The sequence below is a fragment of the Rhizobium leguminosarum genome (assembly GCF_001679785.1).
GTDB lineage: Bacteria > Pseudomonadota > Alphaproteobacteria > Rhizobiales > Rhizobiaceae > Rhizobium > Rhizobium leguminosarum_R.
The window spans coordinates 434,553-459,012 of record NZ_CP016290.1; the positions used below are offsets into that span (position 1 = coordinate 434,553).

At 59.5% G+C, this 24,460-nt stretch carries 16 protein-coding genes and 10 pseudogenes; 16 read left to right on the forward strand and 10 right to left on the reverse strand.

Annotated features, from left to right (window positions below; all coding sequences use genetic code 11):
* Positions 1–511: 511 nt before the first annotated feature.
* Positions 512–1,738: an ATP-grasp domain-containing protein gene (locus BA011_RS36510; RefSeq protein ID WP_065284399.1), complete on the forward strand. Its 1,227-nt coding sequence runs from the start codon at positions 512–514 to the stop codon at positions 1,736–1,738.
* A 25-nt stretch (positions 1,739–1,763) separates the two neighbouring features.
* Here the strand turns inward: BA011_RS36510 and BA011_RS43505 are convergent.
* Positions 1,764–1,907 (reverse strand): annotated as a pseudogene (locus tag BA011_RS43505) (ISNCY family transposase); the annotation flags it as partial.
* A 194-nt stretch (positions 1,908–2,101) separates the two neighbouring features.
* On the opposite strand from BA011_RS43505, the gene BA011_RS36515 reads away from it, so the two are divergent.
* Together BA011_RS36515 and BA011_RS43515 are read left to right on the forward strand one after the other, a co-directional pair.
* Positions 2,102–2,620 (forward strand): peptidase S14, encoded by a 519-nt coding sequence (locus BA011_RS36515; RefSeq protein ID WP_237352830.1) that lies wholly within the window; start codon positions 2,102–2,104, stop codon positions 2,618–2,620.
* A gap of 353 nt (positions 2,621–2,973) precedes the next feature.
* Positions 2,974–3,276, forward strand: a pseudogene (locus BA011_RS43515) (IS110 family transposase); the annotation flags it as partial.
* Between the two features lie 68 nt (positions 3,277–3,344).
* Here the strand turns inward: BA011_RS43515 and BA011_RS36520 are convergent.
* A pseudogene (locus BA011_RS36520) lies at positions 3,345–3,820 on the reverse strand (Crp/Fnr family transcriptional regulator); the annotation flags it as partial.
* A gap of 7 nt (positions 3,821–3,827) precedes the next feature.
* Here BA011_RS36520 and BA011_RS43520 point away from each other — a divergent pair.
* The 11 genes and pseudogenes from BA011_RS43520 to BA011_RS36545 form a co-directional block, all read left to right on the forward strand.
* Positions 3,828–4,033: pseudogene (locus BA011_RS43520) on the forward strand (cytochrome C oxidase Cbb3); the annotation flags it as partial.
* A gap of 10 nt (positions 4,034–4,043) precedes the next feature.
* Positions 4,044–4,228 (forward strand): annotated as a pseudogene (locus tag BA011_RS45750) (hypothetical protein).
* Between the two features lie 273 nt (positions 4,229–4,501).
* Positions 4,502–4,615 (forward strand): annotated as a pseudogene (locus BA011_RS43530) (4Fe-4S dicluster domain-containing protein); the annotation flags it as partial.
* Between the two features lie 225 nt (positions 4,616–4,840).
* Positions 4,841–6,268 carry an ISNCY family transposase gene (locus BA011_RS36525; RefSeq protein WP_065279332.1) on the forward strand — a complete coding sequence of 476 codons (1,428 nt, stop codon included), beginning with the start codon at positions 4,841–4,843 and terminating at the stop codon, positions 6,266–6,268.
* 252 nt (positions 6,269–6,520) lie between these two features.
* A pseudogene (locus BA011_RS36530) lies at positions 6,521–7,879 on the forward strand (ISNCY family transposase); the annotation flags it as partial.
* A pseudogene (locus BA011_RS46415) lies at positions 7,878–8,123 on the forward strand (ISNCY family transposase); the annotation flags it as partial. The pseudogenes BA011_RS36530 and BA011_RS46415, both read left to right, overlap by 2 nt.
* Positions 8,124–8,369: 246 nt before the next feature.
* A complete protein-coding gene (locus BA011_RS36535) occupies positions 8,370–9,380 on the forward strand; it encodes an IS30 family transposase (RefSeq protein WP_065284400.1) in 1,011 nt (336 codons plus the stop codon).
* A 698-nt stretch (positions 9,381–10,078) separates the two neighbouring features.
* Positions 10,079–10,168: pseudogene (nifH, locus tag BA011_RS43540) on the forward strand (nitrogenase reductase); the annotation flags it as partial.
* Positions 10,169–10,218: 50 nt separating this feature from the next.
* Positions 10,219–10,353 carry a hypothetical protein gene (locus tag BA011_RS46205; RefSeq protein WP_257785331.1) on the forward strand — a complete coding sequence of 45 codons (135 nt, stop codon included), beginning with the start codon at positions 10,219–10,221 and terminating at the stop codon, positions 10,351–10,353.
* Between the two features lie 193 nt (positions 10,354–10,546).
* Positions 10,547–11,806: a Glu/Leu/Phe/Val family dehydrogenase gene (locus tag BA011_RS36540; protein ID WP_065284467.1), complete on the forward strand. Its 1,260-nt coding sequence runs from the start codon at positions 10,547–10,549 to the stop codon at positions 11,804–11,806.
* A 174-nt stretch (positions 11,807–11,980) separates the two neighbouring features.
* Positions 11,981–13,837: an ABC transporter ATP-binding protein gene (locus tag BA011_RS36545; RefSeq protein ID WP_065284401.1), complete on the forward strand. Its 1,857-nt coding sequence runs from the start codon at positions 11,981–11,983 to the stop codon at positions 13,835–13,837.
* Positions 13,838–14,085: 248 nt separating this feature from the next.
* Here BA011_RS36545 and BA011_RS45755 read toward each other — a convergent pair.
* Positions 14,086–14,279 (reverse strand): annotated as a pseudogene (locus BA011_RS45755) (IS30 family transposase); the annotation flags it as partial.
* A 56-nt stretch (positions 14,280–14,335) separates the two neighbouring features.
* Between BA011_RS45755 and BA011_RS36550 the strand changes: the two are divergent.
* Positions 14,336–15,331: an IS481 family transposase gene (locus tag BA011_RS36550; protein ID WP_072641005.1), complete on the forward strand. Its 996-nt coding sequence runs from the start codon at positions 14,336–14,338 to the stop codon at positions 15,329–15,331.
* Positions 15,332–15,414: 83 nt separating this feature from the next.
* Positions 15,415–15,588 (forward strand): hypothetical protein, encoded by a 174-nt coding sequence (locus BA011_RS44705; RefSeq protein ID WP_155773459.1) that lies wholly within the window; start codon positions 15,415–15,417, stop codon positions 15,586–15,588.
* A 63-nt stretch (positions 15,589–15,651) separates the two neighbouring features.
* Here the strand turns inward: BA011_RS44705 and BA011_RS36555 are convergent, their stop codons facing one another.
* The 7 genes from BA011_RS36555 to BA011_RS36585 are packed head-to-tail and all read right to left on the reverse strand — an operon-like array spanning position 15,652 to position 24,299.
* Entirely contained in the window at positions 15,652–16,839 is a 1,188-nt protein-coding gene (locus BA011_RS36555) for a serine hydrolase domain-containing protein (RefSeq protein ID WP_065284403.1), read from the reverse strand.
* A gap of 28 nt (positions 16,840–16,867) precedes the next feature.
* Positions 16,868–17,794 carry a MurR/RpiR family transcriptional regulator gene (locus BA011_RS36560; RefSeq protein WP_237352831.1) on the reverse strand — a complete coding sequence of 309 codons (927 nt, stop codon included), beginning with the start codon at positions 17,792–17,794 and terminating at the stop codon, positions 16,868–16,870.
* A 15-nt stretch (positions 17,795–17,809) separates the two neighbouring features.
* A complete protein-coding gene (locus BA011_RS36565) occupies positions 17,810–19,261 on the reverse strand; it encodes an amidase (RefSeq protein WP_065284404.1) in 1,452 nt (483 codons plus the stop codon).
* Positions 19,251–20,915, reverse strand: coding sequence for an ABC transporter ATP-binding protein (locus tag BA011_RS36570; RefSeq protein WP_065284405.1), 1,665 nt, complete (start codon positions 20,913–20,915; stop codon positions 19,251–19,253). The genes BA011_RS36565 and BA011_RS36570 overlap by 11 nt, the downstream gene beginning before the upstream one ends.
* A complete protein-coding gene (locus BA011_RS36575; RefSeq protein WP_065284406.1) occupies positions 20,912–21,763 on the reverse strand; it encodes an ABC transporter permease in 852 nt (283 codons plus the stop codon). The genes BA011_RS36570 and BA011_RS36575 overlap by 4 nt, the downstream gene beginning before the upstream one ends.
* Positions 21,764–21,774: 11 nt before the next feature.
* A complete protein-coding gene (locus BA011_RS36580; protein ID WP_062940079.1) occupies positions 21,775–22,713 on the reverse strand; it encodes an ABC transporter permease in 939 nt (312 codons plus the stop codon).
* A gap of 38 nt (positions 22,714–22,751) precedes the next feature.
* Complete coding sequence (locus BA011_RS36585; RefSeq protein ID WP_062940080.1) at positions 22,752–24,299, reverse strand: ABC transporter substrate-binding protein; 1,548 nt, start codon at positions 24,297–24,299, stop codon at positions 22,752–22,754.
* Positions 24,300–24,460: the final 161 nt, after the last annotated feature.

Below are 24,460 nucleotides of genomic sequence, written 5' to 3' on the forward strand. Positions count from 1 at the left end.
GCGAATGCTGACATGCGCCATTTCAGATTGGGGCCCATTCGGCAAAGGAACTCTTCCCATCATGATCCCGGAGACGAGGCGAATTTGATGAGGGCGCGCATCTTCCCGGTCAGGAAAAGTCCGCCGAGTTCGTCTTGGGCGATGGCCGGAGCAAAGAAGGCCGACAACATCGATAGTTAATCGCTAATCGGCGAAACCGAAGCGTCCACTGAAGCCAATCCCCTCTCTAGAGATGAGGAAATCACAGTGAGCACTTTCGCACCTGCATCGCAGGTGTCTGGAATCAAGGCTTCGCCGAGCAAGGGCGTCTAGGAACACGTGACGCGCTACTCCTACAGAGGACCCTCGTGTGGCAAATAAATTGCAACGGAATCCGCGAAACCCAGACAAATGCAATTTTCTAAAAACAACGCCCTGCGAATTTGCCGTCGGATATAGGCTCGGACGCAAGGAGGGCAAAAAACCGCGACGAAAAGCACTCCTGCTAATTGAAGGTTCGAGAAGCAATGGTTTGCGGTACGTTCAAACCGCGCGACGTCTTGGATACCAACCGGTTACTCTGGCGGCTGATCCAATCCAGTATGACTACCTTATGGCGGAATACAGTAAGGCGAGACTGGTCGATACTGAAGATTTCGATGCGGTGAGGGATGAGTGCCTCAATCTGGCTGCGACCTATGATATTGCAGGATTTATCGGTTTTGAGACTCGCAGCGAGTCGGTAAATTTGACGGTCGCAAAGCTATGTCGGTGCTTCGACCGACCGGGCCCGAACCCGGTTTCGGTCGAACGCTGCAGCGACAAATTTACTCAACGTCAGCTCCTGACGCAGGATGGCATACTAGTACCGACTTTTCGATGGGCAGCTAGTGCACCCACTGTGGATAGGGCCGCCGCTAATATCGGATTCCCGGTTATTGTTAAGCCGGCAGTGGGCAACGGAAGCAGCGGTGTCCGATTATGTCGCGATGCCGCTGAGTTATCCGAACACACAACCTATCTGCTGGGAGCCACTTACCCCAGGCAGACTTCGCCGACAATACTTGTCGAAGAGTTCGTAGAAGGCCCTTTTTATGACGTTATAACAATGGGGAACGCGGTCATTGCGATTGGTTCAAGCGAATTTGGCTCCCTGCCTCATTTCGTACCTCGTAAGAGCATGTTTCCAGCCAAGCTAACTGATGAGGAGCACGAGCGTATCACGGATGTATCGTTGAGATGCTTGCAAGCACTCGGCCTCGGCTGGGGGCTAGCAAACGTTAAACTACACTGGACAAAACGAGGCCCGGTCGTGTTGGAAGTCAACCCACGTCCTCCGGGTTGGAGCACTTGTCGGCTGGTTGAGCTGGCCTACGGTCTAGATATCATCGAACAACAGATCAGGCTTGCGATTGGGGATCAGTGCGACCTGCGTAAAAGTCAATACCGCACCTCGGTAGCCCGATTTTTCGTGGCCGATCTGGACGGCACACTTGCGCACATCAGAGGTACCGATCTGGCGGAGACTGTACGAGGTATTGCTGAGGCTAGATTTTATGTCGAGCCTGGAGTCTCTCTTGTTCGAAGAGGTGATTACCTAGACATAATTGGACATGTTATTGCCGCTTCGACCGACCCCGCCGAAGCCGAGGCGATTCTTCACCGCGCTTTGGACCTAATTGACTGGGCAGTCGCGCCATCCCCGGGTGAACTGGGTAAAGGAGACTTCGTGGAGGCCTCGCATGGCAGCCGCAGCTGATGAAAAGTCCACCGCTGCTGTGCAGGATCCGCTCCGACAGCCGGCGCACTTGGCGCGTACCCAGATCAAGCACATGCGACGCCGACACCACCGTCATCCAGCCGGCGGTCAACTTCGACAAAATCTCGATCCGTTGCAGGTCGGGCTCGCTCATTGCTATCAGTCCCATCCGCAATCTCCACCGTCATCAAACCCGGGAGAGTGACATTCCAACTTTGCAGAAACAGGACACTTCAACTTTGAACCCACCAGTATGCATATCCTGGTTTGCATAAAGCAAGTGCCGGACACGGCACAGATCCGGTTTTATTCGGTTACGAACACCATCATGCGCCCGAAGCGCATCAAGAGAGGGCTGCTCTAATGACCGTCATCGTCTACGACCGCAAGCGCGAGCTTATGATCGCCGACAGCCGCGCCACTTCCGGCAGCCACCATCCGATCGGCGCGAAGAGGAAGATTAACCGGATCGCGGCAGGGCCACTCAAGGGCGCGCTGCTCGGCGTCACCACCAGACAACCCGGTATGGGTGAACATTTCACGGAGTGGGTGACGGCGGGCATGAGCAAGGATGCGTTCGGCACGCGCGAGTCCGAGGTTGAGGCGATCCTGGTAAAGGTCGATCGCTCGGTCTTTTTCTTCAACGGCTGCTTTTATCCATCGGGCCCGCTCGAAGACGACTTCTTCACCATTGGCTCAGGCAGCGAGTACGCGCTGGGCGCCTTCAGGGGCGGCGCTGACGCGTTCGAGGCGGTTAAGGTGGCAAATCTCGTGCGATCTCTTCTGCGGGCCTCCTATTGTGCACCTGCAACTCGATACGCCCGACGCCTATCAGCGGTCGATGATCCTGCGTGTCACCCGACTTTTCCGAAACTTCGGTAGCGGCACAGCTACCTAATAGGCTCAGGACTCACTGAATCAAAGCCAGAAGATGACGGTCGCTGCGATGCATATGCTTGAGAAGAAAGTGTGGGCGTAGCGATCGTATCTGGTGTGAATGCGCCCAGTCCTGGAGCTGCCGAACATGTTTTCAATCTTGTGGCGCTATTTGTAGAACGTGGATCATGCGGGATCACCACCTTGCGGTTTGCTCTCGAAGGAATACGGGCGGCGATCTTGCGCTCCGCCAGATCCTATGAGGAAGGTGGATGGCGACCTGCACTGGCAAAGTGAGGTTGCTTAAACACCCTACCTCGGAGGCAAGCATGCCGGTTGCAGCTCACCGATCCTAAGCGCTGACCGCTATCCGTACCGATCTTCGCGCAATTTTCATCTCATTGGAATTGAGTCGCTCGAAATGGCTAATCACCTCTCTGTCGCCCGGTGGGGGTGAGAAGATGTCAAAGCTGCAGTGGCGGCCGGTGATGTCGCAGGCATGCTGGACCGGTTTGCCGAGCTCAAGAGAAAGGCTCAGGCGCGGATCGGGCGATGCTTTCCCATCATCGTGATCCAGGAGGCCGGGGTTCGACGGCTTCTGGATTCATCGCGTACTGCAGGCCGAAGAGATCGATAGCCACGTCGTCGATCCGGCGTCGATTGTGACAGGAGACGATGAGGCATGAGGGTCATCCTGACGCTCGGTCTATCAGTGTAGCTTGACCCTATGTCATGGATCTTCAGAAAAATCATTAGCGTCGCCGGACAACTGTATCAATCGGGCGAGGTTGACGATCCGCAGCTCGTGCCTGCCCTCGCAAATAACGATGTTGCGTGATGCCAGTTTCGTGATCGTGGGAGACACGCTCTCGATGGTGAGGCCGAGATGATCCGCAATGTCCTGGCGGTTCATGGGAACGCGCACCAGACAGCGGGGCACGGCGGGATGCGAGCTTGAGGATGAAGCTGCAGAGACGCTACTCCGTATTCTTTTTGAGAATAGCAGCACCATCTGTTCATGCGCAGCGGCCGCTTCCTGGCAAAGAAGGAGATCTAGGCCAAGCCGAACGCTTCTGACTGAGCGACTTCTTCGTGGAAGTTCCTGCGAGACATGCGCCGGATCTTGCATTCAGTGACTGCCTCCGCCGTGAAAATAAAGTCATTTTGCAGGGAAGCGCCAATGAGATCCCGGGCGAAATGAAATGAGTGATCACACGGCGACGACGCCAAAGGAAAGGCCGACATGGGCGCGCCGGATCTCGCCAATGGATCTGGCTGAAGGCACGTGGCGAGGATGCGATCATCCGCCAGGTAGCCGCTCCCAAGCATGGCGTCATGCCTGACTGGGAAGGGCGTCTCGGCGATACGACGGTCAAGGAACTTACCATTTTCGTCCATTCGCTCGGCGGCGGAACCTAAGGAGGAAGCCATGTCAGATCAGGACCACAATTCAATCCTCGGCCTCTACGGCACACGGCGCGCCGCCATCCGATCGCTTATATCGGAGCGCGATAGACGATGCCCCCATCACCGGAGCAGGACAATCCGGCAAAGATCGGCAATTCGATCGTCAGTTTGACTTGTGTCAAAGACCACAAGCAGACGAGCCGTTAGTCCTTGGCTGGTCGAGGACGTGCCAGCCGTGTCTCTCCTCGGCAGCTCCTGCGGGCCACGCCCTCTGTCCAGGGCGTGGCCTTTTCCTTTCGTGAAGATTACTTTCCCACGAGATCGCCTTTTGGCATTTCTTGATCTGCATCAAGAACGGATGCGCGGCAGATGGGACAAGGGCGGGTGAAATCGGATACCTATGAACCTCTACACTGCACCAGATCCCGATAACATCGAGCGGCTCAATGTCGAGCCGGTCAATGCCCGTCGCAACCGGCAGCGGCGCTCTGCATCGACGCCTGCGACGGTGTCATGGACAAGCTCGGAAAGCCTCGCGGCCTGATTGCCTACGCCACGCTGAGCGAATACTCGAGCAACATATCGCTTGCCACGTAGGGTGGAGGAAGGTGTAGACACACGATTGATAAGGCTCGTAAACGTCCTTGTTCCATAATTCAGCTTATGCGAGGGGTGGGTGTAGCGGCTATTTAGTAATGCGACAGTTGGGCCAGTTAGAGATGCGACAGTCTCGCCTCTCTACGCACTGGTCAATGCCAACGTCGGGAGCAAGGATGACGATCTTCAGCCTGGTCGAGACCATGAGCGGTCGGAGTCGTCATGTCCTTTATGATCACCATGTCGCAGAAAGAATTGCATCGCCTCGAAGTTATCCAGAAGATTCGTGACGAGCGCCTGAGCGTCGTCCAGGCCGCCGAACTGCTCGACCTCAGTCGAAGTCAGGTCCATCGGCTGCTGCAGGCTTATGACCGGAATGGTCCAGCCGGCCTTGTTTCCAAGAAGCGATCACAGCCGAGCAACCGGCGCCACAGCGAGGAGTTTCGCAATGCGGCGCTGGATCTGATCCGGGAGCGCTATCTGGATTTCGGTCCGACGCTGGCGCGCGAGAAGCTGATGGAACTGCATCAGATCTCGGTCGCCAAGGAGACGCTGCGGCAATGGATGACCGAGGCCGGCATCTGGATCTCGCGGCGTGAGCGTAAGCAGCGGGTTTTCCAGCCGCGCGGCCGGCGCGACTGTTTCGGCGAACTCGTGCAGATCGATGGATCGCATCACTGGTGGTTTGAGAACCGTGGTCCCAAATGCGCCCTGCTTGTCTATATCGATGACGCCACCGGCAAGTTGCTGCATCTGCGGTTCGCTGGGTCAGAGAACACGTTCGACTACCTGCATGCGACAAAGGCTTATCTGCAGCAATGGGGTAAACCTCTGGCCTTCTACAGCGACAAGCATGGTGTCTTTCGTTCGACCCATGCGTCGGAGAAAGACCGCACGAGCGGCCTGACGCAGTTTGGTCGTGCGCTTTATGAGCTGAACATCGACATCATCTGCGCCAATACTCCGCAGGCAAAGGGCCGTGTGGAACGCGCCAACCAGACGCTGCAGGACCGGCTGGTCAAGGAGATGCGGCTTCGCGGCATCGATACGATCGAGGCGGCCAACGGCTATGCATCAGAATTCATTGCGGATTTCAATTCCCGTTTTGGCAAACCGCCACGCAATCCGAAGGACATGCACCGGCCGCTTGCCGCGCATGAGAATCTCGATGGCGCCATGTGCCGCAAGGAAGTCCGCACACTGTCGCAGTCCCTGACGCTCCGTTACGACAAGGTCTTGTTCATTCTCGATCCGACGGAGCGGGCCAGAGGGCTGGCGGGAAAGAAGGTCGTTGTCTGCGACTACCCGGACGGCCGCCTCGAGATCATGCACGAGAGCTTCACCCTGCCCTACAGAACCTTCGATACATTGCGGTCGGTCCACCGGGCAGAGGTTGTCGAGAACAAGCGTCTCGACGACATGCTTTCCGTCGTCGCCGAGCTGCAGGCTGGGCGGGAACAGCAGCGCAGTAAGAGCGGCCCTCGCCGCACCGGCCAGACGGATCATATGTTCGGTATTCCCGATGGCAGCCAGGGCAATGGTTATCAGAAGCGTGGCCGCAAGCCTGGCCGGCGGACGGACTTCATGAATGATCCGGAGGTCATCGCAAAAAGGCAGAAGGCGCTGGCGCGCATGGAGGCCGCGGAATGATCGCCTGCACTCATAGTCTCAAAGCTAAAGCCGAAGGGTGTTCCTCACCCGCCCCCGCTCCTCCCTTGCAACCCGGTCCAGCCGGTCGGATCGGCGGCTAATCCGAAGCGCAAGTGTCGCGTTTCTAACCGGCTGACAGCGTCGCGCATCTAATCAGCTTTGACAGTGGGTGTAGCCGCAAAGTTGAAGTGTCCTGTTTCTGCAAAGTTGGAATGTCACACTCCCCGGGTTTGATGACGGTGGAGATTGCGGATGGGACTGATAGCGATGAGCGAGCGCGACCTGCAACGGATCGAGATTCTATCGAAAGTGATCGCCGGCCGGATGACGATGGTGTCGGCGGCGCATGTGCTTGATCTGAGTACACGCCAAGTGCGAAGGCTGTCGGATCGGATCAGAACGGCCGGTGCGGCGTCGATCCGGCACAAGGCGATCGGCCGACCGTCGAACAACCGGATCAGCGATGGCGTTCGAGATTACGCCGTGACGCTGGTTGGCGAACGCTATGCAGACTTCGGACCAACCTTGGCGGCCGAGAAGCTTGCCGAGCTCGATGGCTTGCGGGTGTCGCGCGAGACGTTGCGCAGCTGGATGGTGGATGCGGGCCTGTGGCTGTCGCGCAAGCAGCGGCGGACGTTTCATCAGCCGCGCTTGCGACGTGAAGCCTATGGGGAGCTGGTGCAGATCGACGGGTCCGAGCATCGCTGGTTCGAAGATCGTGGGCCGGCCTGCTCGCTGCTGGTGTTCGTCGACGATGCGACGGGCAAGCTGATGCAGTTGCGCTTCGTGCGCTCGGAAAGCGCCTTCAGCTATTTCGAGGCGCTGGAGCTTTATTTGAAGGATCACGGCGCGCCCGTTGCCTTTTATTCCGACAAGCATTCGGTGTTTCGGGTGGCGAAGAAGGATGCCAAGGGTGGCCAGGGCATGACCCAGTTCGGGCGTGCGCTCTCAGAGCTAAACATCGAGATTCTTTGCGCAAATTCGAGCCAGGCGAAGGGTCGCGTCGAGCGGATGAACCGGACGCTGCAGGATCGGCTGGTCAAGGAACTGCGGCTGGCGGGGATTTCCGGCATGGACGACGGCAACGCTTTCCTGTCCGGTTTCATTGAGCGCTACAATGGGCGATTTGCGATTGTCCCTACCCGGTCCGATAATCTGCATCGGCCGATGAATCTTGCGTCGGACCGGCTGAAGGAGATCCTGTGCAAGCGTGAGCAGCGTTATGTCGGGGCGCAGCTGACGTTTTCGTTCGAGCGCCAGCGGATCATGCTGGAAGAGAACGAGGTGACGCGTGGCCTGGTTGGCCGTTATGTCGAGACCTATGCCTTTGCCGATGGCCGGCTGGACGTGCGCTGGAAAGGCTATTCCCTGCCCTACAAGACGTTCGACAAGGACCAGCGGGTGACGCATGCGGCGATCACCGAGAACAAGCGGCTCGGTGACGTTCTGGCCTATATCAAAGAGCGCCAGGATCAGCAGACAAGGCCGAAGGTCAAGAGTAACAGCGAGAAGAATGGCTACACGCCGCGGGGCCGAAAGCCGGGCCGCAAGACAGACTTCATGGACGATCCTGCAGTGATTGCGAGGCGCGAGAAGGCGCTGTTGAGGCAAGCGTCTCGACGACATGCTTTCCGTCGTCGCCGAGCTGCAGGCTGGGCGGGAACAGCAGCGCAGCAAGAGCGGCCCTCGCCGCACCGGCCAGACGGATCATATGTTCGGTATTCCCGATGGCAGCCAGGGCAATGGTTATCAGAAGCGTGGCCGCAAGCCTGGCCGGCGGACGGACTTCATGAATGATCCGGAGGTCATCGCAAAAAGGCAGAAGGCGCTGGCGCGCATGGAGGCCGCGGAATGATCGCCTGCATTCACAGTCTCAAAGCTAAAGCCGAAGGGTGTTCCTCACCCGCCCCCGCTCCTCCCTTGCAACCCGGTCCAGCCGGTCGGATCGGCGGCTAATCCGAAGCGCAAGTGTCGCGTTTCTAACCGGCTGACAGCGTCGCGCATCTAACCAGCTTTGACAGTGGGTGTAGCCGGGGTGGGTTCAAGGATGAAGTGCGACTTGCAATAGATAACAACGGTTTATCCCTGCAAGGAACGAGACATGAAGCGCACCTACTCCCAGATCGATATGGACGAACGCCGCAAGATTGCTCGCTGGCGTACGGCTGGGATCAGCGTTGACGTGATCGCCGAGAAGCTGCACCGACATCGCTCAACGATTTTCCGTGAGCTGCGCCGCAATACGTTCGAGGATGGTGAGATGCCCGACCTCAACGGTTACTACTGCGTGATGGCCAATGACATGGCGCGAGAACGGCGTGCCAAGCTGCGCAAACTTGCCCGGTTCTCGCAGCTGCGCCAATCGGTGATCGAGCGCATCATGCATGGCTGGTCGCCACAACAGATCGCTGGCCGATTGCAGCTTGAGCGCCATCCGATCTCCGTCAGCCATGAGACGATCTATAAGTTCGCCTATTCCTCGGACGGTCATGCGATCAAGCTGTGGAGACATCTGCCGGAGCATCGTGCCAGACGCCGGCCGCGCCATGCCAGGCGCCGCCATGGCAGGCGTTTCACCCCGGATGTCAACATTCTCTACCGGCCAGACGCCGTCGCCGAGCGCAAACAGTTCGGGCATTGGGAATGCGATCTCATCCAGTTTCGCAAGAAGTTCGGAAAGGCCAACGTGACGTCGCTGGTCGAACGGGTCAGCCGATTTGCCGTCTTGCTGCGCAACAACGACCGGCAATCGAGGCCGGTGATGGACGGCCTGATCCAGGTGCTACAATCCCTGCCCCACCTCGCCCGTCGCTCGATCCCCTTCGATCGTGGCACGGAGTTCACCGACTGGCCTTACCTGCAGGCCAGCATCGGAGCGCAGACATGGTTTTGCGATCCGCAATCCCCGTGGCAGAAGGGCACCGTCGAGAACACCAATAGACGGGCCAGGAAATGGCTCTCGAGAGAGGTGGATCCACTGTCTCTCAGCGACCGCGATCTCACCGAGATCTGCAATCACCTGAACGCGACACCACGCAAATGTCTCGGCTACAAAACACCCGCCGAAGTCTTCCGTCAGAAACTCCTCGCGCAAATCCGGCGTACCCGTTAGCCTCTCGAAACCCGCAAGTCGCGGTTCGCCATGAACTCACAACGCCGAACAATGCGCCGGGATAGCACGGGGACTGAAATTCTGGTGCCGTGGGCGTGTATCGAGCTTCGGTTTGCCGTTGATAATCTGACTAGCGACCCCGTATGCGCGATCAGAAGCACAGCGATCGAGAAATAACGCTGCGAGCGCCTAGTGAGGTTGGACAAGCGGTTTAGCTGATGTTGCGGCGTGAGCAGGATCATTGCCAGATGCGTGGAGAAACCCTTGCTGGAAATATCAATCGAAAGCCGTCCATAAACCTGCTGCAGCCTGTCGAGCTCTTGAGTCCTCACCGCCTCAATCGTTACACCAACGCCGTCTGTTCGGTTGGGTGAGCTATCACATGACCGAATGAACAAGCCGAAGCCACTGTATCTGACGGGACCTGCTGCGCGAGGCAGCGCCAGCGCCATCCTTCAAACGCATGACAACGATTTGCGACATTGTCGTCAACTTTGTCAGATCACCGACAAAGGCTACCTCCTCGATCGCGCGCCTTTTTCCGCCCACATAACTGGAATCGCAGCAAATTGTTGTTCGTCAACTCAATCGGCCTGCTTGGCACGAATCTTGAGAGCTATTGCGAGGCAGCGGAACGGCCGCTGCATCCGCATTGCGGGATAACCGCATTGCTTCGAACACATGAAGGAACGCCAAGCATGGCAGCTCTGCGTCAGATCGCATTCTATGGAAAGGGCGGAATTGGCAAGTCCACTACGTCCCAAAACACGCTAGCGGCCCTCGTGGACCATCACGTACCACGGATACCGGTGATCATCCGAATTGGGGGAAACGCTGAATGACCAGCAATTTGAAAAAGGCCCTGACACGTCTTGTTGATGCGGCCAAGCACCTCAACATCAACCCGACAATTCTCCTACCGAGCGCAGCAGACACCCGCTGTCGCAAAACTGACAAAGCTGTCGCACTTTGACCCCTGGCGAAAGCGGATTGGTCTGAAATCCCCAAGGTAATCAGCGCGCCATCGGCCTGGCACGACGAGTGCTAGGAGACACCAAGAAAGGAAGACACCAATGGACCCCCTTCTTGAAAATATTCTCCAGTCCCTTTTGGAAGCAGCCAGGAACCGGGATCTTGATCCCGACGGTCGCGAAAGGAATACGCCAATGGCCACCCTTTTTGACAATACCCTAAAGCGCCTCATTGAAGCAGCCGAGCACCGGGATCTTGATCCAGGTTTTCTCGAAAAGCTGAAAAACGCTCTCGAGATGACGCAGGCGCGTCTGTCGATCCGCATGGACGACGGCTCGACCAAGTGCTTTTTGGCCTTCCGCTGCCGTTATGACGATAGCCTCGGTCCAACGAAGGGCGGCATTCGCTTTCACCAGCAAGTGAACGCCGATGAAGTGATGGCGCTTGCACTAATGATGACCTCGAAGTGTGCCGTGATGGACCTGCCATTTGGCGGCGGAAAGGGCGGCGTGAAGGTGGATCCTCGCGGCCTCTCCAACACGGAACAGGAACGCCTCTCCCGCGCCTACGTCCGGGCTTTCGCCGGGGTCATTGGTCCAGATCGGGACATTCCAGCCCCTGATGTCGGCACCAATGAAAAGACCATGGCGTGGATGATGGACGAATACAGCACCATTGTCGGCAAGAGGACGCCAGCGGTGATTACCGGCAAACCCGTCATGCTTGGCGGCTCGCTCGGGCGCGACGATGCGACGGCACGCGGAGCCTATAACATCATACAACATAAAGCCCGCACTCTCGGATTGAAGCCTGGGGATCGGGTGGCGATCCAGGGCTTTGGCAACGCCGGCATGCACACGGCGCAGTTGATGGCTGCTGACGGATACAAGATCGTGGCGGTCTCGGACTCTAAGGGTGCGGTCCATGCCCCGGCTGGTTTCGACATCGGCGAACTGCTTGACGCCAAGCGTCGCGGCGGAAGTGTCACCAGCATGGCAGGTTCGGCTGGGGTATCCGAGATTCCTGGCGACGCGCTCGTGGCGGTCGAATGTGAGGTCCTCGCCTTGGCAGCCCTGGAGAATATGGTTCACAAGGGCAACGCGGGAAGCATAAAGGCCTCGGTTATTGTCGAACTCGCCAATGGCCCGATCACCCCGGAGGCCGACGAGATCCTCGAGGCCATGAGCGTCGTAATTCTACCGGATATCCTCGCGAACGCTGGTGGCGTTACGGTTTCTTACTTCGAATGGCTCCAGAACCGCCAGGGCGATCGATGGACCCTCGACCAGGTGCATGCGCGGCTGAAGACGGCAATGGAAAAGGAAGCCGAGGCCGTTTGGGCATATGCGCGAGAGAAGAACATCACCCTGCGCACTGCCGCCTACGTTCTTGCGCTCTCTCGGATTGCCGAAGCTATGGAGGCCCTCGGAACGGACAAGTTTTTTAAGGCTTGAGGTGAGACCGCCGGCGCTGCGCTCCAGCGCCATCTGGCACAACGCCTGAAGGTCTTCACAGGTAAAGACGGCAGCTTGTGTGGCTGCCGTCACTCGAGAAACGGCTCAAAACCTGGAGGAAATGTCGTGACGACGATGGGAAAATCAACTGAGAGCAACCGCTTGGAGCAATCAATGTTTGGCTGGTTCGAACAGCGACTCAATCCCTTTCCCAGCGAGGACCCTGTCGCCCCGCCGAAAGGTCTCTTTGCCTTTTGCTGGCATTACAGCAAGCCGGCTGCGCCCTGGCTCGGCCTGATGGCCGTGCTGACCGCGCTGATCGCTATCGGCGAAGTGGCGCTCTTCCAGTTCCTCGGCGACATCGTCGGCTGGCTGACCAATGCCGGCCGCGCCACATTCCTGGAGAGAGAAGGTCACAAGCTTTTCTGGATGGCGGCGCTGGTGCTGGTCGGCCTGCCGCTGACGGCTGGGCTCGAGTCTTTCATCATGCATCAGATGATGCTCGGCAATTATCAGATGAGCGCACGCTGGCAGATGCACCGCTTCCTGCTGCGCCACAGCATGTCGTTCTTCGCCAACGAGGCGGCCGGGTGCGTCGGGACCAAGGTGATGCAGACCTCGATTGCGGTACGCGAAACGGTGATCAGGATCCTCGATGTCTTCGTCTATGTCGTGACCTACTTCCTGACGATGATCGTCGTGATTGCGGCAGCCGACTGGCGGCTGATGATCCCGATCCTCGTCTGGCTGGCCGTCTATATCAGCATCGTTGCCTATTTCGTGCCGCGGCTTCGCAAGATCGCGGCGGCGCAGGCGGATGCGCGCTCAATGATGACGGGACGTGTGGTCGACAGCTATACGAATATCGCGACGGTTAAGCTGTTTTCGCATGCGGGCCGCGAGGAGGTCTACGCCAAGGAAAGCATGGACGAGTTCCTGCAGATTGTGCACAAGCAGTTGCGCAAGGTGGCGCTCTTCCACATCTGCGTCTACCTGAACAACTGTGTTGCGCTCTTCGTCATCTCGGGCCAGTCGATCTGGTTCTGGCTGAGCGGAGCGATCTCGGTCAGCGCCATCGCCATCGCTATCGGTCTTGCCATGCGCTTCAACTTCATGTCGCAATGGATCATGCGGGAAGTCACGGCGCTGTTCGAGAATATCGGTACGGTCTATGACGGCATGGAGATGATGAGCAAACAGCACGACATCGTCGACAAGCCGGACGCACCCACCCTGACGGCGAAGAAGGGCGCGATCCACTACGACCGCATCCGCTTCCACTACGGCAAGAGCAAGGGCGTCATCGACAACCTGTCGCTCGACATCAAGGCAGGCGAGAAGGTCGGTCTGGTCGGGCGCTCCGGTGCCGGCAAGACGACGCTGATGAACCTGCTGCTGCGCTTTTATGATCTTGAGGATGGCCGCATCACCATCGACGGGCAGGATATCGCCGGTGTCTCGCAGGAAAGCCTGCGTTCGCTGATCGGCGTGGTGACGCAGGACACCTCGCTGCTGCATCGCTCGATCCGCGACAACATCGCCTATGGTCGTCCTGAAGCAACGGACGACGAGGTGATCGAGGCCGCCAAACGCGCCAATGCCTGGGAGTTCATCGAAGGCCTCGTCGACATGCAGGGCCGCGCGGGGCTCGACGCACAGGTCGGCGAACGCGGCGTCAAGTTGTCCGGTGGTCAGCGGCAGCGCGTCGCGATCGCCCGCGTCTTCCTGAAGGACGCGCCGATCCTGGTGCTCGACGAGGCAACCTCGGCGCTCGATTCGGAAGTCGAGGCGGCGATCCAGAAAAACCTCTTCACCCTGATGGAAGGCAAGACGGTGATCGCCATCGCCCACCGGCTTTCGACGCTGACGGAGATGGACCGGCTGATCGTACTCGACAAGGGCCGGATCATCGAGGCCGGCTCACACGGCGAGTTGATCGAGGCTGGCGGTATCTATGCCGACCTCTGGAACCGCCAGTCCGGCGGCTCCCTCTCCAATCACGCCGAGGAATCGGAAATGGCGGCGGAATAGGAAGAAATGAGGCCCTCCCCACGGAAGCGGGGAGGGCCTCTTGAATTCTTGCCGGACGGTGCTGAAGACCGGCAGCGGTTACCTCATTTCATAAGCTATCGGCTTGATCGATCACGCCGTGATGTTCGATGAGTGCTCCTTCTGGCCGATCCAAGTGGCAATGGCCTCGGCGACGATCACGTCGCGCGGCAGGAAGGGCGCCGGCAACGCAGCGTCAATTTCAGCAGCCTGTTAAGTCGTCCATCATGGAATCGGATGACCCGTTCGACCAGCGACGTCACGTTGGCCTTTCCGAACTTCTTGCGGAACTGCATCAGAACGCATTCCCGATACCCGAACTGCTTGCGTGCGGCGACCACATCGGGGTTCAGAATGTTGACCTCCCGGCTAAAAACCCGGACATGACGGAGCCTGGCGTACCGGGCCGACGTCTGGCACTATGTGTTTAGTCCCGGCATTTGATGGTGCATTATTTTCCTTAGAATGGAGGGAGGCACTATGGGCCAGGTTCTACACGGGAGCGCCACAACGACAGAGGCAATCCGTCGAGCAATACAAAATAGTGAAGAGAGCCTGAGAGCGCTTTCAAAGCGGTATGGGGTCAATCAGAAGACAATAGCCAAATGGAAGAGACGGACATCATTGGCCGATCTTCCGACAGGCCCGAAGGACCCGCATTCGACAATCCTCTCCCTTGAAGAAGAAGCCGTCATCGTCGCCTTTCGCAGGCATACATTGCTGCCTCTTGATGACTGCCTCTATGCCCTTCAACCGACGATCCCGCATCTGACACGTTCGTCCCTGCACAGGTGTCTGCAGCGCCACGGCATTTCACGCCTGCCGGAAGTGAAAGGCGACAAAGAACCGAAGAAAAAGTTCAAAAGCTACCCGATCGGCTACTTCCACGTCGATATTGCCGAGGTGCAGACGGCTGAGGGCAAGCTCTATCTCTTCGTGGCGATTGATCGCACGTCCAAGTTCGCCTTCGCTGAGCTCTATGCCAAAGCTGGCAAGATGAATGCCGCCCAGTTCCTGCGCAACCTGATCGCGGCGGTGCCCTACACCATCCATACTATCCTGACCGATAATGGCATCCAGTTCACCAACCGGGCCTGTGACCAAAATGCCTTCCAGCACATCTTCGACCGAGTCTGTGAGGAATACGAGATCGAGCATCGCCTGACAAAGGTTAAGCACCCATGGACCAATGGGCAGGTCGAGCGGATGAACCGGACGATCAAGGAAGCGACTGTCAAGCGCTTCCACTACGACGATCACGCACAACTGAAAAAGCATCTCGCCGACTTCATCGACGCCTACAATTTTGGGCGCAGGCTCAAGACACTAAAGGGCCTCACCCCCTACGAGTTCATCTGCAAAAGGTGGACTTCCGAGCCAGATCGATTCATCATCGATCCTATCCATCAAATGCCGGGACTAAACAACTATGTTCCGGCAGATGTCGCACAGCTTGATCGCATGGCACTCCGCTGAATAGGCGAACTTTTAGATCGTCTCATGACTGACAGAGATCGGATGCAGCTCCAGGCGCCGGCAATCTGCTGCGGCGACGAGCCATGCAGGATGCGCTCGATCACCGATTGGCGCAGCTGCGCGAACCGGTCATGTTTGCCCAACTTGGCACGCCGTTTTCGCGCCATGTCATTGGCCATCATGCAATAGTAACCGTTGGGGTCCGGCATCTCACGACCCTCGAAGGTATTGCGGCGCAGCTCACGGCGAATGCTTGAGCGATGTCGGTGCAGCTTCTCGGCGATCACGTCAATCTGAACAGGAGAATAGCCCGATTGCGACTACAACAGCGCTTCTCTTACAGCCCTCACCGCCGCCAGCGCTGTCCGCGTCCGCGTCGTGCTGACGAATTCCGGCCAACTCGACAGGACAATCGCCGCGAAGTCCGCCCCCGGGTCGATATAGATCAGTTGCCCGAAGACCCCGCGGGCCATATACACGCCGTGTGCCGTATCCTCGATCCAGAACTGGTTGTGATACGCGCCGGCGGGCAGAACCTCTTGATAGATGCCACCGAAGAGTCTCGGATCAGCATCGAACCGTGTCCCGGCAATCCACTCGGTCGGCACGATGCGCCGGCCGTCGATCTCGCCGCCGCGAAGGTGCAGTAGGGCGAGACGCGCATAGTCGCGAAGCGTCGCATTGAACCCGCCATCACCCAAAGCATAGCCGGCAGCGTCCACGGTAAAATAGGCGTCTTCCTCCGCCCCCATCGGCGCCCACAATTCACGGCTGACGAGTTCTGCAAGCGGGGTAGCGGCGGCACGCTGTAGAACGAAGGACAGTACATCCGTCTCGATCGATCGATAGCGGAAGGAGGTACCGTGCGGGCACTCCAGATCCTTCAAAGACAGCATCAGGTCCCAGACATTCGTATGCCAGTTCGGGTTGACAAGCTTCTTCCAACCACTGGCGACATCCAGCTGCGCCATGTGGGAATCGAGCGCAGTATAGGTCTCGTCGAAGGCCACGCCGCTTGTCATGTCGAGCACGTGCTGCACGGTCGCGCCGTTGTAGGCCGTCGCCTCCAGCTCGGGGAGATAGTGCGTCAGAGACGCGGTCGGGTCGACCATCCCGCGGCCGATCAAGATGCCCGCAAGGGTGCCGACGACCGACTTGGCGACCGATTGCGACAGGTGCTGGGTATACGGTGTCATACCGTTCAGGTAACGCTCGGCGACGATCTTACCGCCATGAAGCACCAGGAAGCCATTGGCATAGCTCGTCTCGAGGAAGCTGCCAATGGTATAAGCCTGCCCCTCCGCCTCGAAGGGGATGACGTCGATATCCCGAAGATCGGCCGGCAACACGCTTGCCGGACCCGCTCCACGCCAGACCTGCGTTGTCGGCAGTATTTCCCGGACATGCTGGAAGGTCCAGCGATTCCAGGGCGCGCGGTCCCAGTCTTGGATTGGAATGCGAATATTGCAGGGTAAAGTCGGATCACGGAATGGCGAAATACTGGTCATTCATGCTCTCACTTGCGGTTGAAATGGATCAATCGTTGCGGCGGAGATAGCTGCCTCCGACGAACTCCCCGAAGAGGGTGCCCATGTCGCTCATCTTGGCGAAGTTACGCTTAGCCTTCGGCCCTAATTTAGTGGCAACGGCGTCGATGAGCAGGTTGAGTACGACACTGAGGCTTGCCGTAGAATCCCAGAAGGTTTTCACATGCGTATGCGCCTCGAAGACGAAGCGCGTATAGGCAAAAGCCCAGTGACTGAACTTGTCGGTGACGATGACCAGCGGCATGTCCATCGACTTCAGCTTCTCCACCAGCTTGATGCCGCGGGTCGCGTACGAGGCCGTGTCAACGAGGACGACGGCGCTCTGCTTGGGATCTGCATTGATGATCTCGCCAAACGTGCCCGAGGCGTTGTCGATGAAAATCACGTTGGAGCGCGCCCAGAGCAGGCGGCTGGCGAAATCCATGGCCAGCCCCTTCGAGGCCTGGAAGCCGACGACATAGATGGTGCGCGCCTTCACGAGCAGGCTTGCGGCCTCGTCCCACACGTCCGTGGTAGTCAAGGCGTAGGCTTTCACGATAGCGTCGAGTTCCAGCCGCAGGCTTTCCTGCAGCATCTGCTGTCGGCCTTCGCGCATTTGAAAGCGGGCCATGTAATCGTCGACTTCGCTGTCCTTGTCCGCGACCGCGACGCGCAACCGCTTCTTGAGGTCGCGCAGGTTCTCGAAACCGAGGCCACGAACGAACCGCGTGACGGTCATTTCGCTGACGCCCACCGCCTCAGCTATGCTGCTGCCGGTCTCGAAGGGCAATATCTGAATATTATCCAAGATATAAGCCGCAAGGCTTTGCTCCGAGGGCGAGAAACCGGACATGCGGTCGCGCAGGATCGCTTCGATGTCTATTTTCTGCTCGACGTCGCTCGATCCGTTAGCATCCTTGCCGCTTCGTGCTTTCACCACAGTGACAGACTCCTAGAAATTGCCGGCGTGAATGGCTGGACGCCCCTGCCCCCAGACGCCGGGAGCGCTGTCCACTTCTTCCTCGATTTGCCGCGCCGCCGCAAGCAGCAGATCCTCACGTCCAAAACGGGCGACAAGCTGGATCCCGATAGGTAGACCATCCCGGCTGCTTCCAAGCGGTAGGGAGATCGCGGGCTGTCCCGTCGCATTGAACAACGCAGTATAAGTCTCCTTCGGCGCAAGATCATTGAATACGCCTTCCGCATCGATGCCCGCTCGATCGGGATCGAACGTGCCGATCGGTTCCGGCAGCATTGCGCTGGTCGGTGTCAGCAAAAGATCATATCCGGCAAAGAAGCGCCCGACCTGCCGCGTCACCCGGTCATAGACGGCAAGCGCGTCGATAAGCTGTGCACCGCTGATGCCGAGCCCCCATCGATAAAGAGCATATACGCTTGTGCCAAGCGCTTCCTCGAGCGAGCGATTCATATGCCGCGCCATCGCCGGCATATGTGCGGCGGCGTCGGCTGCCCAGATGACCTTCTGCGCCTGGAGGAAGGCCGGATAATCAAAATCCGGCGAGGCCTCTTCGACATGGTGGCCAAGGGATGAAAGCCGCTCCGCCGCCGATCTTGTCGCGGTGACAACCTCCGGGTCGATCTGCACACCGGACCATGAGCGCGTGCACAGGGCGATGCGCAGCCCCTGCGGCCGGTGCTTGATGGCGTCGAGATAGGTGACCACTGGCGGCACGATCTCATAGCCGTCGCCGGCATCCGGGCCATGGCACAGGTCGAGCAGGGCTGCGGTATCGCGGACTAAGCGTGTGAGCATGAAGGCTGTTGCCAGGCCCAGAAGCGGGGCATTCCCATTCGGCGCGCCGGTAACCCGCCCGCGTGAAGGTTTCAGACCGATCAAGCCGCAGAACGCGGCCGGATTGCGAATTGATCCACCCCCGTCGCTGCCCTGTGCAAAAGGCACGATGCCTGCGGCGACGGCTGCCGCCGCACCGCCGCTGGAACCCGCGACGCCGCGCTCTGGGTTCCAAGGATTGCGCGTTGCGCCATAAAGGGGCGATTCCGTCGCCGCCGGCACGCCGAATTCGGAACTCGTCGTGCGGCCGACATTGTTTAGGCCGCCGGCGCGCAACCGTGTCCAGTAGACGGAGTCATGGCCGGCGCGGAAACCTTGCGCGAGACGGCTGCCGAACTCGGCCGGGCGGCCCGCTTCGATTGGGAAGTCCTTGGTGAGGGTGGCAATTCCGCCGAAGGGGGTGGCGGACGTCACCTCCGGCAGGATCTCGAGCGCGTCCGGATAGAGTTCGATGACGGCGTTCAGCGCAGGGTTCACGGCCGCGACGGCCTGTTCGACGCACCGGCCGAGCTCCTTTGGCGTGACCTCGCCTTTCGCCAGCAGGTGGGCGAGGCCGGTTCCATCATGGGCCGCATACTCATTAAGGCGCATGGATCACTACCGGTTGCGAAGGGGGAATTGTCCGGGCCGACGGCAGCCGAGCCAACGAGCCGACCAGCGCCTGCGTATAGGGGTCCTGCGGCGTGGACAGAACCTGCCACGCCACGCCCTGCTCTACAATGCGCCCGGCTTTGAAGACATAGACACGCTGGCAAAGGCTGCTCACCACGGCGAGATCGTGCGAGATGTAGAGCAGCGTCAGCGAGCGCTCACGCTGGAGCCGCACGAGCAATTCCAGGATCTGCGCCTGTGTCGTGACATCAAGCGCCGAGGTGATTTCGTCGGCGATGAGAAGCTGCGGTTTCAGCGCCAACGCTCGTGCAAGGCCGACGCGCTGACATTGGCCGCCGGAAAGCTGCTGTGGCTTGCGATCGCGCAGGCTGCTCGGCAATTCTACCATATCCAGCAAGACGTCGGCCTCTTTCCGCGCCGCCTTTCGGTCCGCGATGCCATGCCGCCAGATCGGCTCGGCGACGGCCTCGGCAATGGTCAGGCGCGGATTGAGTGAATCGTACGGGTTCTGGAACACCATCTGCACACGGCGACGGAACGCCGTCAGCGCCTCCCCCCCGAATGCGCCGACATCCTGCCCGTCCAGGCGGATCGCGCCACCGCTCGGCGTGTTCAGGCGAATGATCGACCGGGCGAGCGTGCTCTTGCCGGAGCCGCTTTCGCCTACGATACCAACCGTTTCGCCCGTATTGATCTTAAGATCTATGCCGTCGATGGCCCGGAAGGAATTGTCGGTTCCGAAGCCGCTGAGCAGGCCCTGCCCGGCGGGGAACGTCACCGAAAGATTTTCGATGCTCAGCAGCGGCGTTGCCCGATCCGGACCGCTCGCAGTGCCATAGCTCTTGCGGCCTGGCTGGGATTCGATCAGCAGTCTTGTATAGGGATGGCGCGGCCGGTTGATGACGTCGTCGATCGGCCCCTGTTCCACCACCTCGCCATTGCGCATGACCACCACACGCGAGCAGATATCCGCGACGACGCCGAGATCGTGCGAAATGAGGATCATCGCCAGCCCGTTCTTGCGATTGAGCTCCTTGAGCAGTTCCAGGATGCGGGCCTGCACCGTGACGTCGAGAGCGGTCGTCGGCTCGTCGGCGATCAGCAGCTTCGGCTGGCAGCCGATGGCGGCAGCGATCATCGCCCGTTGTTTCATGCCGCCGGAAAACTCGTGCGGATAGGACCGTGCGCGCTTTTCCGGCTCGTGTATACCCACATCCTCCAGCAGCTTAATCGCGCGTTGTAGGCCTTCGCGCTTGCCGATCCCGAGGTGCCGGATCATCGGCGCCGCGACCTGCGGGCCGATGCGGCGCAATGGATCGAGATGCGATGCCGGGTTCTGGAAGATCATACCGATGTCGCGGCCGCGAATGGCGCACAGCTCGTCCTCGCCAAGCGTCAGCAGGTCGCGTCCGTCGAGCCTAACCGTGCCGTCGGCGCGTGCCTTAGCCGACAGCAGCCGCATCAGGGCGCGGCAGGTCACGGATTTGCCCGAACCGCTTTCGCCAACGATGCCGAGGATTTCTCCCGGCTGGAGCGTGAACGATACGTTCTTCACCGCCGCGAAACCACCGAAGCTGACGCACAGATCCTTGACTTCAAGCAGCGGCGGCTTGCCCGTTTCCCCCCCGCTCATGCCGTAACTCCCATCCGCTGTATCTGCCCCAGTCCATCGCCGAGCAGAGCAAAACCGAGGCCGAGCGAAATGGCGGCCAATCCCGGAAACAGGCAGATCCACCAGGCTTGCTGCACGAAAGCCTGACCGTCGGCGATCATCACGCCCCATTCGGCGAGCGGCGGCTGCGCGCCCATGCCGAGGAAGCCGAAGCTTGCGCCGGCGAGCATGACGAGCACCGCGTCGCTGGCTGCATAGGCGATGACCGGTCCGATCGCGTTGGGGAGCACATGATGGCTGAGTATGGTGGCCGGAGAATAGCCGAGGCATTTGACCGCCTGGATATACTCGCTTTCGCGGATCGTCAGGACCTGCGCCCGCACCAAACGCGCATAGCTGACCCAGCCAACGAGGGTCAGCGCCAGGATGAAGTTGACGAGCCCCGGCCCGAGCACGCCGACAATGGCCAGCACCAGAACAAAGAAGGGGAACGCGACGGTGAGGTCATAGATGCGCATGAACAAGGTATCGACCGCACCGCCGAAATAGCCGCTCAACAGCCCGATCGTCGTGCCGATCAGGAGGGGCGGAAGCACCCCGGCCACACACAGCAGCAGATCGACCCGGCTTGCGAAAAGAACCCGCGAGAAGACGTCGCGACCGACTTGGTCCGTGCCGAACAAATGGGCGGCACTCGGCGGCGAAAGCATATTCATGATGTCAATAGCATTGGGATCATAGGGCGCGATCGCGGAGGCGGCTAGCGCCATCACCAACCATCCACCAAGAATGACGGCTGCAATCAGGATGGTAGGGGTAATGCTGCCGACGGGTGGCGCGGTTTGCACAAGAATAGGGCTGTCAGCCATGGGCTATCTCCTCAGAACCGGACGCGCGGATCGATGAAGGCGGTGAGCAGATCCACCATCAGCGTGATCAGGACGGTCGAGACCGCGAAGATCAGCGTCAAGCCCTGCACGACATAGTAGTCGCGGCCGAGCAGCGCGTTGACCATCAGCGTACCGAGGCCGGGCACCGCATAGACGGTTTCGACGATGACGGCGCCGCCGATCATGAAGGCCACCATGACGCCGAGCAGGTTGAGCGTCGGCAGCGCGGCGTTCGGCAACATGGTCTGCCAGAATATCTGCCGCTCTGTTGCGCCCTGCGCCCGCGCGGCGGTAACGAAGTCGGCCGTCGTTTTTTCGATAAGGGCGGCACGCAGGCTCTGAGTCAGAACCGGCACAAGCCAGATGGCCGTCGACAGGGCCGGCAGAAAGAGGTGATGAAGATGGCCTGTGAAACCGGTGCCGTAGCCCGAGACCGGAAACCAGCCGAGGCTGACGCCGAAGAAGCGCGACATCATGATGCCCAGCCAGAATACAGGGATGGTGAGGCCGGCAATCCCCAAAAGGCGAACGGTCTGGTCTGCGATGCCGCCTGGACGGCGGGCGCCGAGGATGGCGAGCACGACCGTCGGCGGGATGGCGAGGCACAGCACATAGCCGGTCAGGAACAGCGTCGGCCACATGAACTGTTTAATAAGCTGGCTCACCGGTCGCTGAAAGCGCAGCGACAGGCCGATATCGCCCGAAGCGAGATTGGCAAGATAGGTCAGGAACTGCCGCCAGAGCGGCAGGTCGAGCCCATATTGCGACCGGATCGCAGCGATGGTTTCAGCACTCGCCCTCTCCCCGGCAAGAAGCCGCGCGGGATCGCCGGGGGCCATGTGCACTAAAAGGAACGTCACGAGGCTAATACCGGCAAGCACACCGATCAATTGCAGCAGGCGCCGCGAAATGAGTTGCAGAAGGGGCAATCCGGTTCTCCGGTTCGAGCGTCAGGGGTGGAGGCGGCTCACTGGCCGATGGAGGTTTCTTCCAGCGTCCACTGTAGCGAGGGCGTCAGCTTGAGACCCTGGAGACGCTTCGAATAGGCAACCGCGTTTGGCGCATAATAGAGGGGGATCTGCGCCACCTCCTCGGTGGTGATCTTCTGAATCTTCTTGTAGATTTCCGCGCGCTTGCCCTGATCGGCCTCTTTGGTGCCCTGCTCCACGAGCGCGTCAACCCTCGCGTTCGCATAGAACGTGTTGTAGGAGTTCGAGCCGCAGGATCCGCACACGGCCCAGCGGACGGCAAGGTCAGGATCGGGGGTTTCGTTGTACCACCAGTTGGCAGCAGCGTCGTAATCGCCTTTGCCGGTGGCATCCCACCAGGCGGCGCCATCGACGTTGACGATCACAGGCTTCAACCCGATCGCCTGCCATTGGGCCTGGATCAGCAGTGCCGTCTGCTGCGCCGGCGCATCGGCGGTCGCCAGGATCTTTACGTCGCGCCCCGCCATGCCGGATTCGGCCAATAATTCCTTTGCCTTGGCGGGTTCGTGCGGAATACCCGGGTAATCCTTGTCATGGAAATCGACGCTGCCCGGCAGCGTGGTGTTCGCCGGTTCGGCATAGCCACGCGTGATGGCTGCGGCTATGGCCTTGTTGTCGATCGCCATGCTGGCCGCCTGCCGCGCCTTCAGATTGGAGAAGGGCTCGCGCTTGTGGTTGAGCAGAGTCATGTAGATCGTGGTCGAAGGCTCGAGCCGCATATCTACCGACTCGGCCGCCTTCAGCTCGTCGATCTGCGCCCACGGCACCGCGCGCACCACGTCGACCTCGCCGGCCTTCAGCATAGCGATGCGGGTTTCGGGAGATGTGATCTCGATCAACTCGACCGTGGCGTCCGACTTCGGATAGCCCTTGCGCCAGTAGTGCGGATTGGGTTGGAGAACAAGCTTCTCGTTCGGCTTCCACTGTTTGACTTCATAGGGGCCGGACGTAACCGGGACCGTGGCGAAAGCCGCCTCCTCGCCGCGCTTCTCGACATCGGCCTTCGAGATGATGCCCATGTTCCAGATTTCCGCGTTGCCAAGGAAAGGCGCGAAGGCCGACTTGAGCGTGATCAACACGGTTTTCGCATCCGCCGCGGTCACAGATTCCACGGCCCCCAGCGGCGCAGGATAAGCCGACCTCTTGTCGCTCCGGATACGGTTGAGGCTGAAGGCCACGTCGGCAGCCGTGATCGGCGAACCGTCCGAGAACTGGGCATCGCGCAGATGAAAGGTGTAGCTCTTGCCTTCCGGCGAAATTTCCCATTTCTCGGCGAGCCCCGGCTCGAGCGCGCCGGTTTCGGAGTTCCGGCGCAGCAGACGCGAATAAAGCTGGCCGTAGGTTTCGATATTGCCGGCCGCTGCGGAGCGCATCGGATCAAGCGTCGTAGTCTGGTAAGGCGAAACGACGCGGATTACATCGTCGGCGAAGGCCGGCACGGTCCAACATAATCCCATAGCGACGAGGGCCGCGCCGTGCAGCACCGCGCCCGCACCCCGTGGGCGGAATCCGCTCAAGGAATTCATCTTGTTCTCCTCCCGATATTTCTCTTGTGCCTTTCGGCATGAGGAGACGTTATGTGGTATTATTAACTTTTGTCAACATTAAAGTTGAAAAGCTAACATAGTCCCACTCGCTGATCGCAAGAGATAAAAAAATATCGGCCGAGCGCCCGCTGCAACGAAAA

Excerpts from the sequence above, each read along its gene's own strand:
- BA011_RS36515 (WP_237352830.1), top strand. The coding sequence starts at position 2,102 with ATGACCGTCATCGTCTACGACCGCAAGCGCGAGCTTATGATCGCCGAC.
- BA011_RS36525 (WP_065279332.1), top strand. The coding sequence starts at position 4,841 with ATGTCCTTTATGATCACCATGTCGCAGAAAGAATTGCATCGCCTCGAA.
- BA011_RS36535 (WP_065284400.1), top strand. The coding sequence starts at position 8,370 with ATGAAGCGCACCTACTCCCAGATCGATATGGACGAACGCCGCAAGATT.
- BA011_RS46205 (WP_257785331.1), top strand. The coding sequence starts at position 10,219 with ATGACCAGCAATTTGAAAAAGGCCCTGACACGTCTTGTTGATGCGGCC.
- BA011_RS36540 (WP_065284467.1), top strand. The coding sequence starts at position 10,547 with ATGGCCACCCTTTTTGACAATACCCTAAAGCGCCTCATTGAAGCAGCC.
- BA011_RS36545 (WP_065284401.1), top strand. The coding sequence starts at position 11,981 with ATGTTTGGCTGGTTCGAACAGCGACTCAATCCCTTTCCCAGCGAGGAC.
- BA011_RS36550 (WP_072641005.1), top strand. The coding sequence starts at position 14,336 with ATGGGCCAGGTTCTACACGGGAGCGCCACAACGACAGAGGCAATCCGT.
- BA011_RS44705 (WP_155773459.1), top strand. The coding sequence starts at position 15,415 with ATGCAGGATGCGCTCGATCACCGATTGGCGCAGCTGCGCGAACCGGTC.
- BA011_RS36555 (WP_065284403.1), bottom strand. The coding sequence starts at position 16,839 with ATGACCAGTATTTCGCCATTCCGTGATCCGACTTTACCCTGCAATATT.
- BA011_RS36565 (WP_065284404.1), bottom strand. The coding sequence starts at position 19,261 with ATGCGCCTTAATGAGTATGCGGCCCATGATGGAACCGGCCTCGCCCAC.
- BA011_RS36570 (WP_065284405.1), bottom strand. The coding sequence starts at position 20,915 with ATGAGCGGGGGGGAAACGGGCAAGCCGCCGCTGCTTGAAGTCAAGGAT.
- BA011_RS36575 (WP_065284406.1), bottom strand. The coding sequence starts at position 21,763 with ATGGCTGACAGCCCTATTCTTGTGCAAACCGCGCCACCCGTCGGCAGC.
- BA011_RS36585 (WP_062940080.1), bottom strand. The coding sequence starts at position 24,299 with ATGAATTCCTTGAGCGGATTCCGCCCACGGGGTGCGGGCGCGGTGCTG.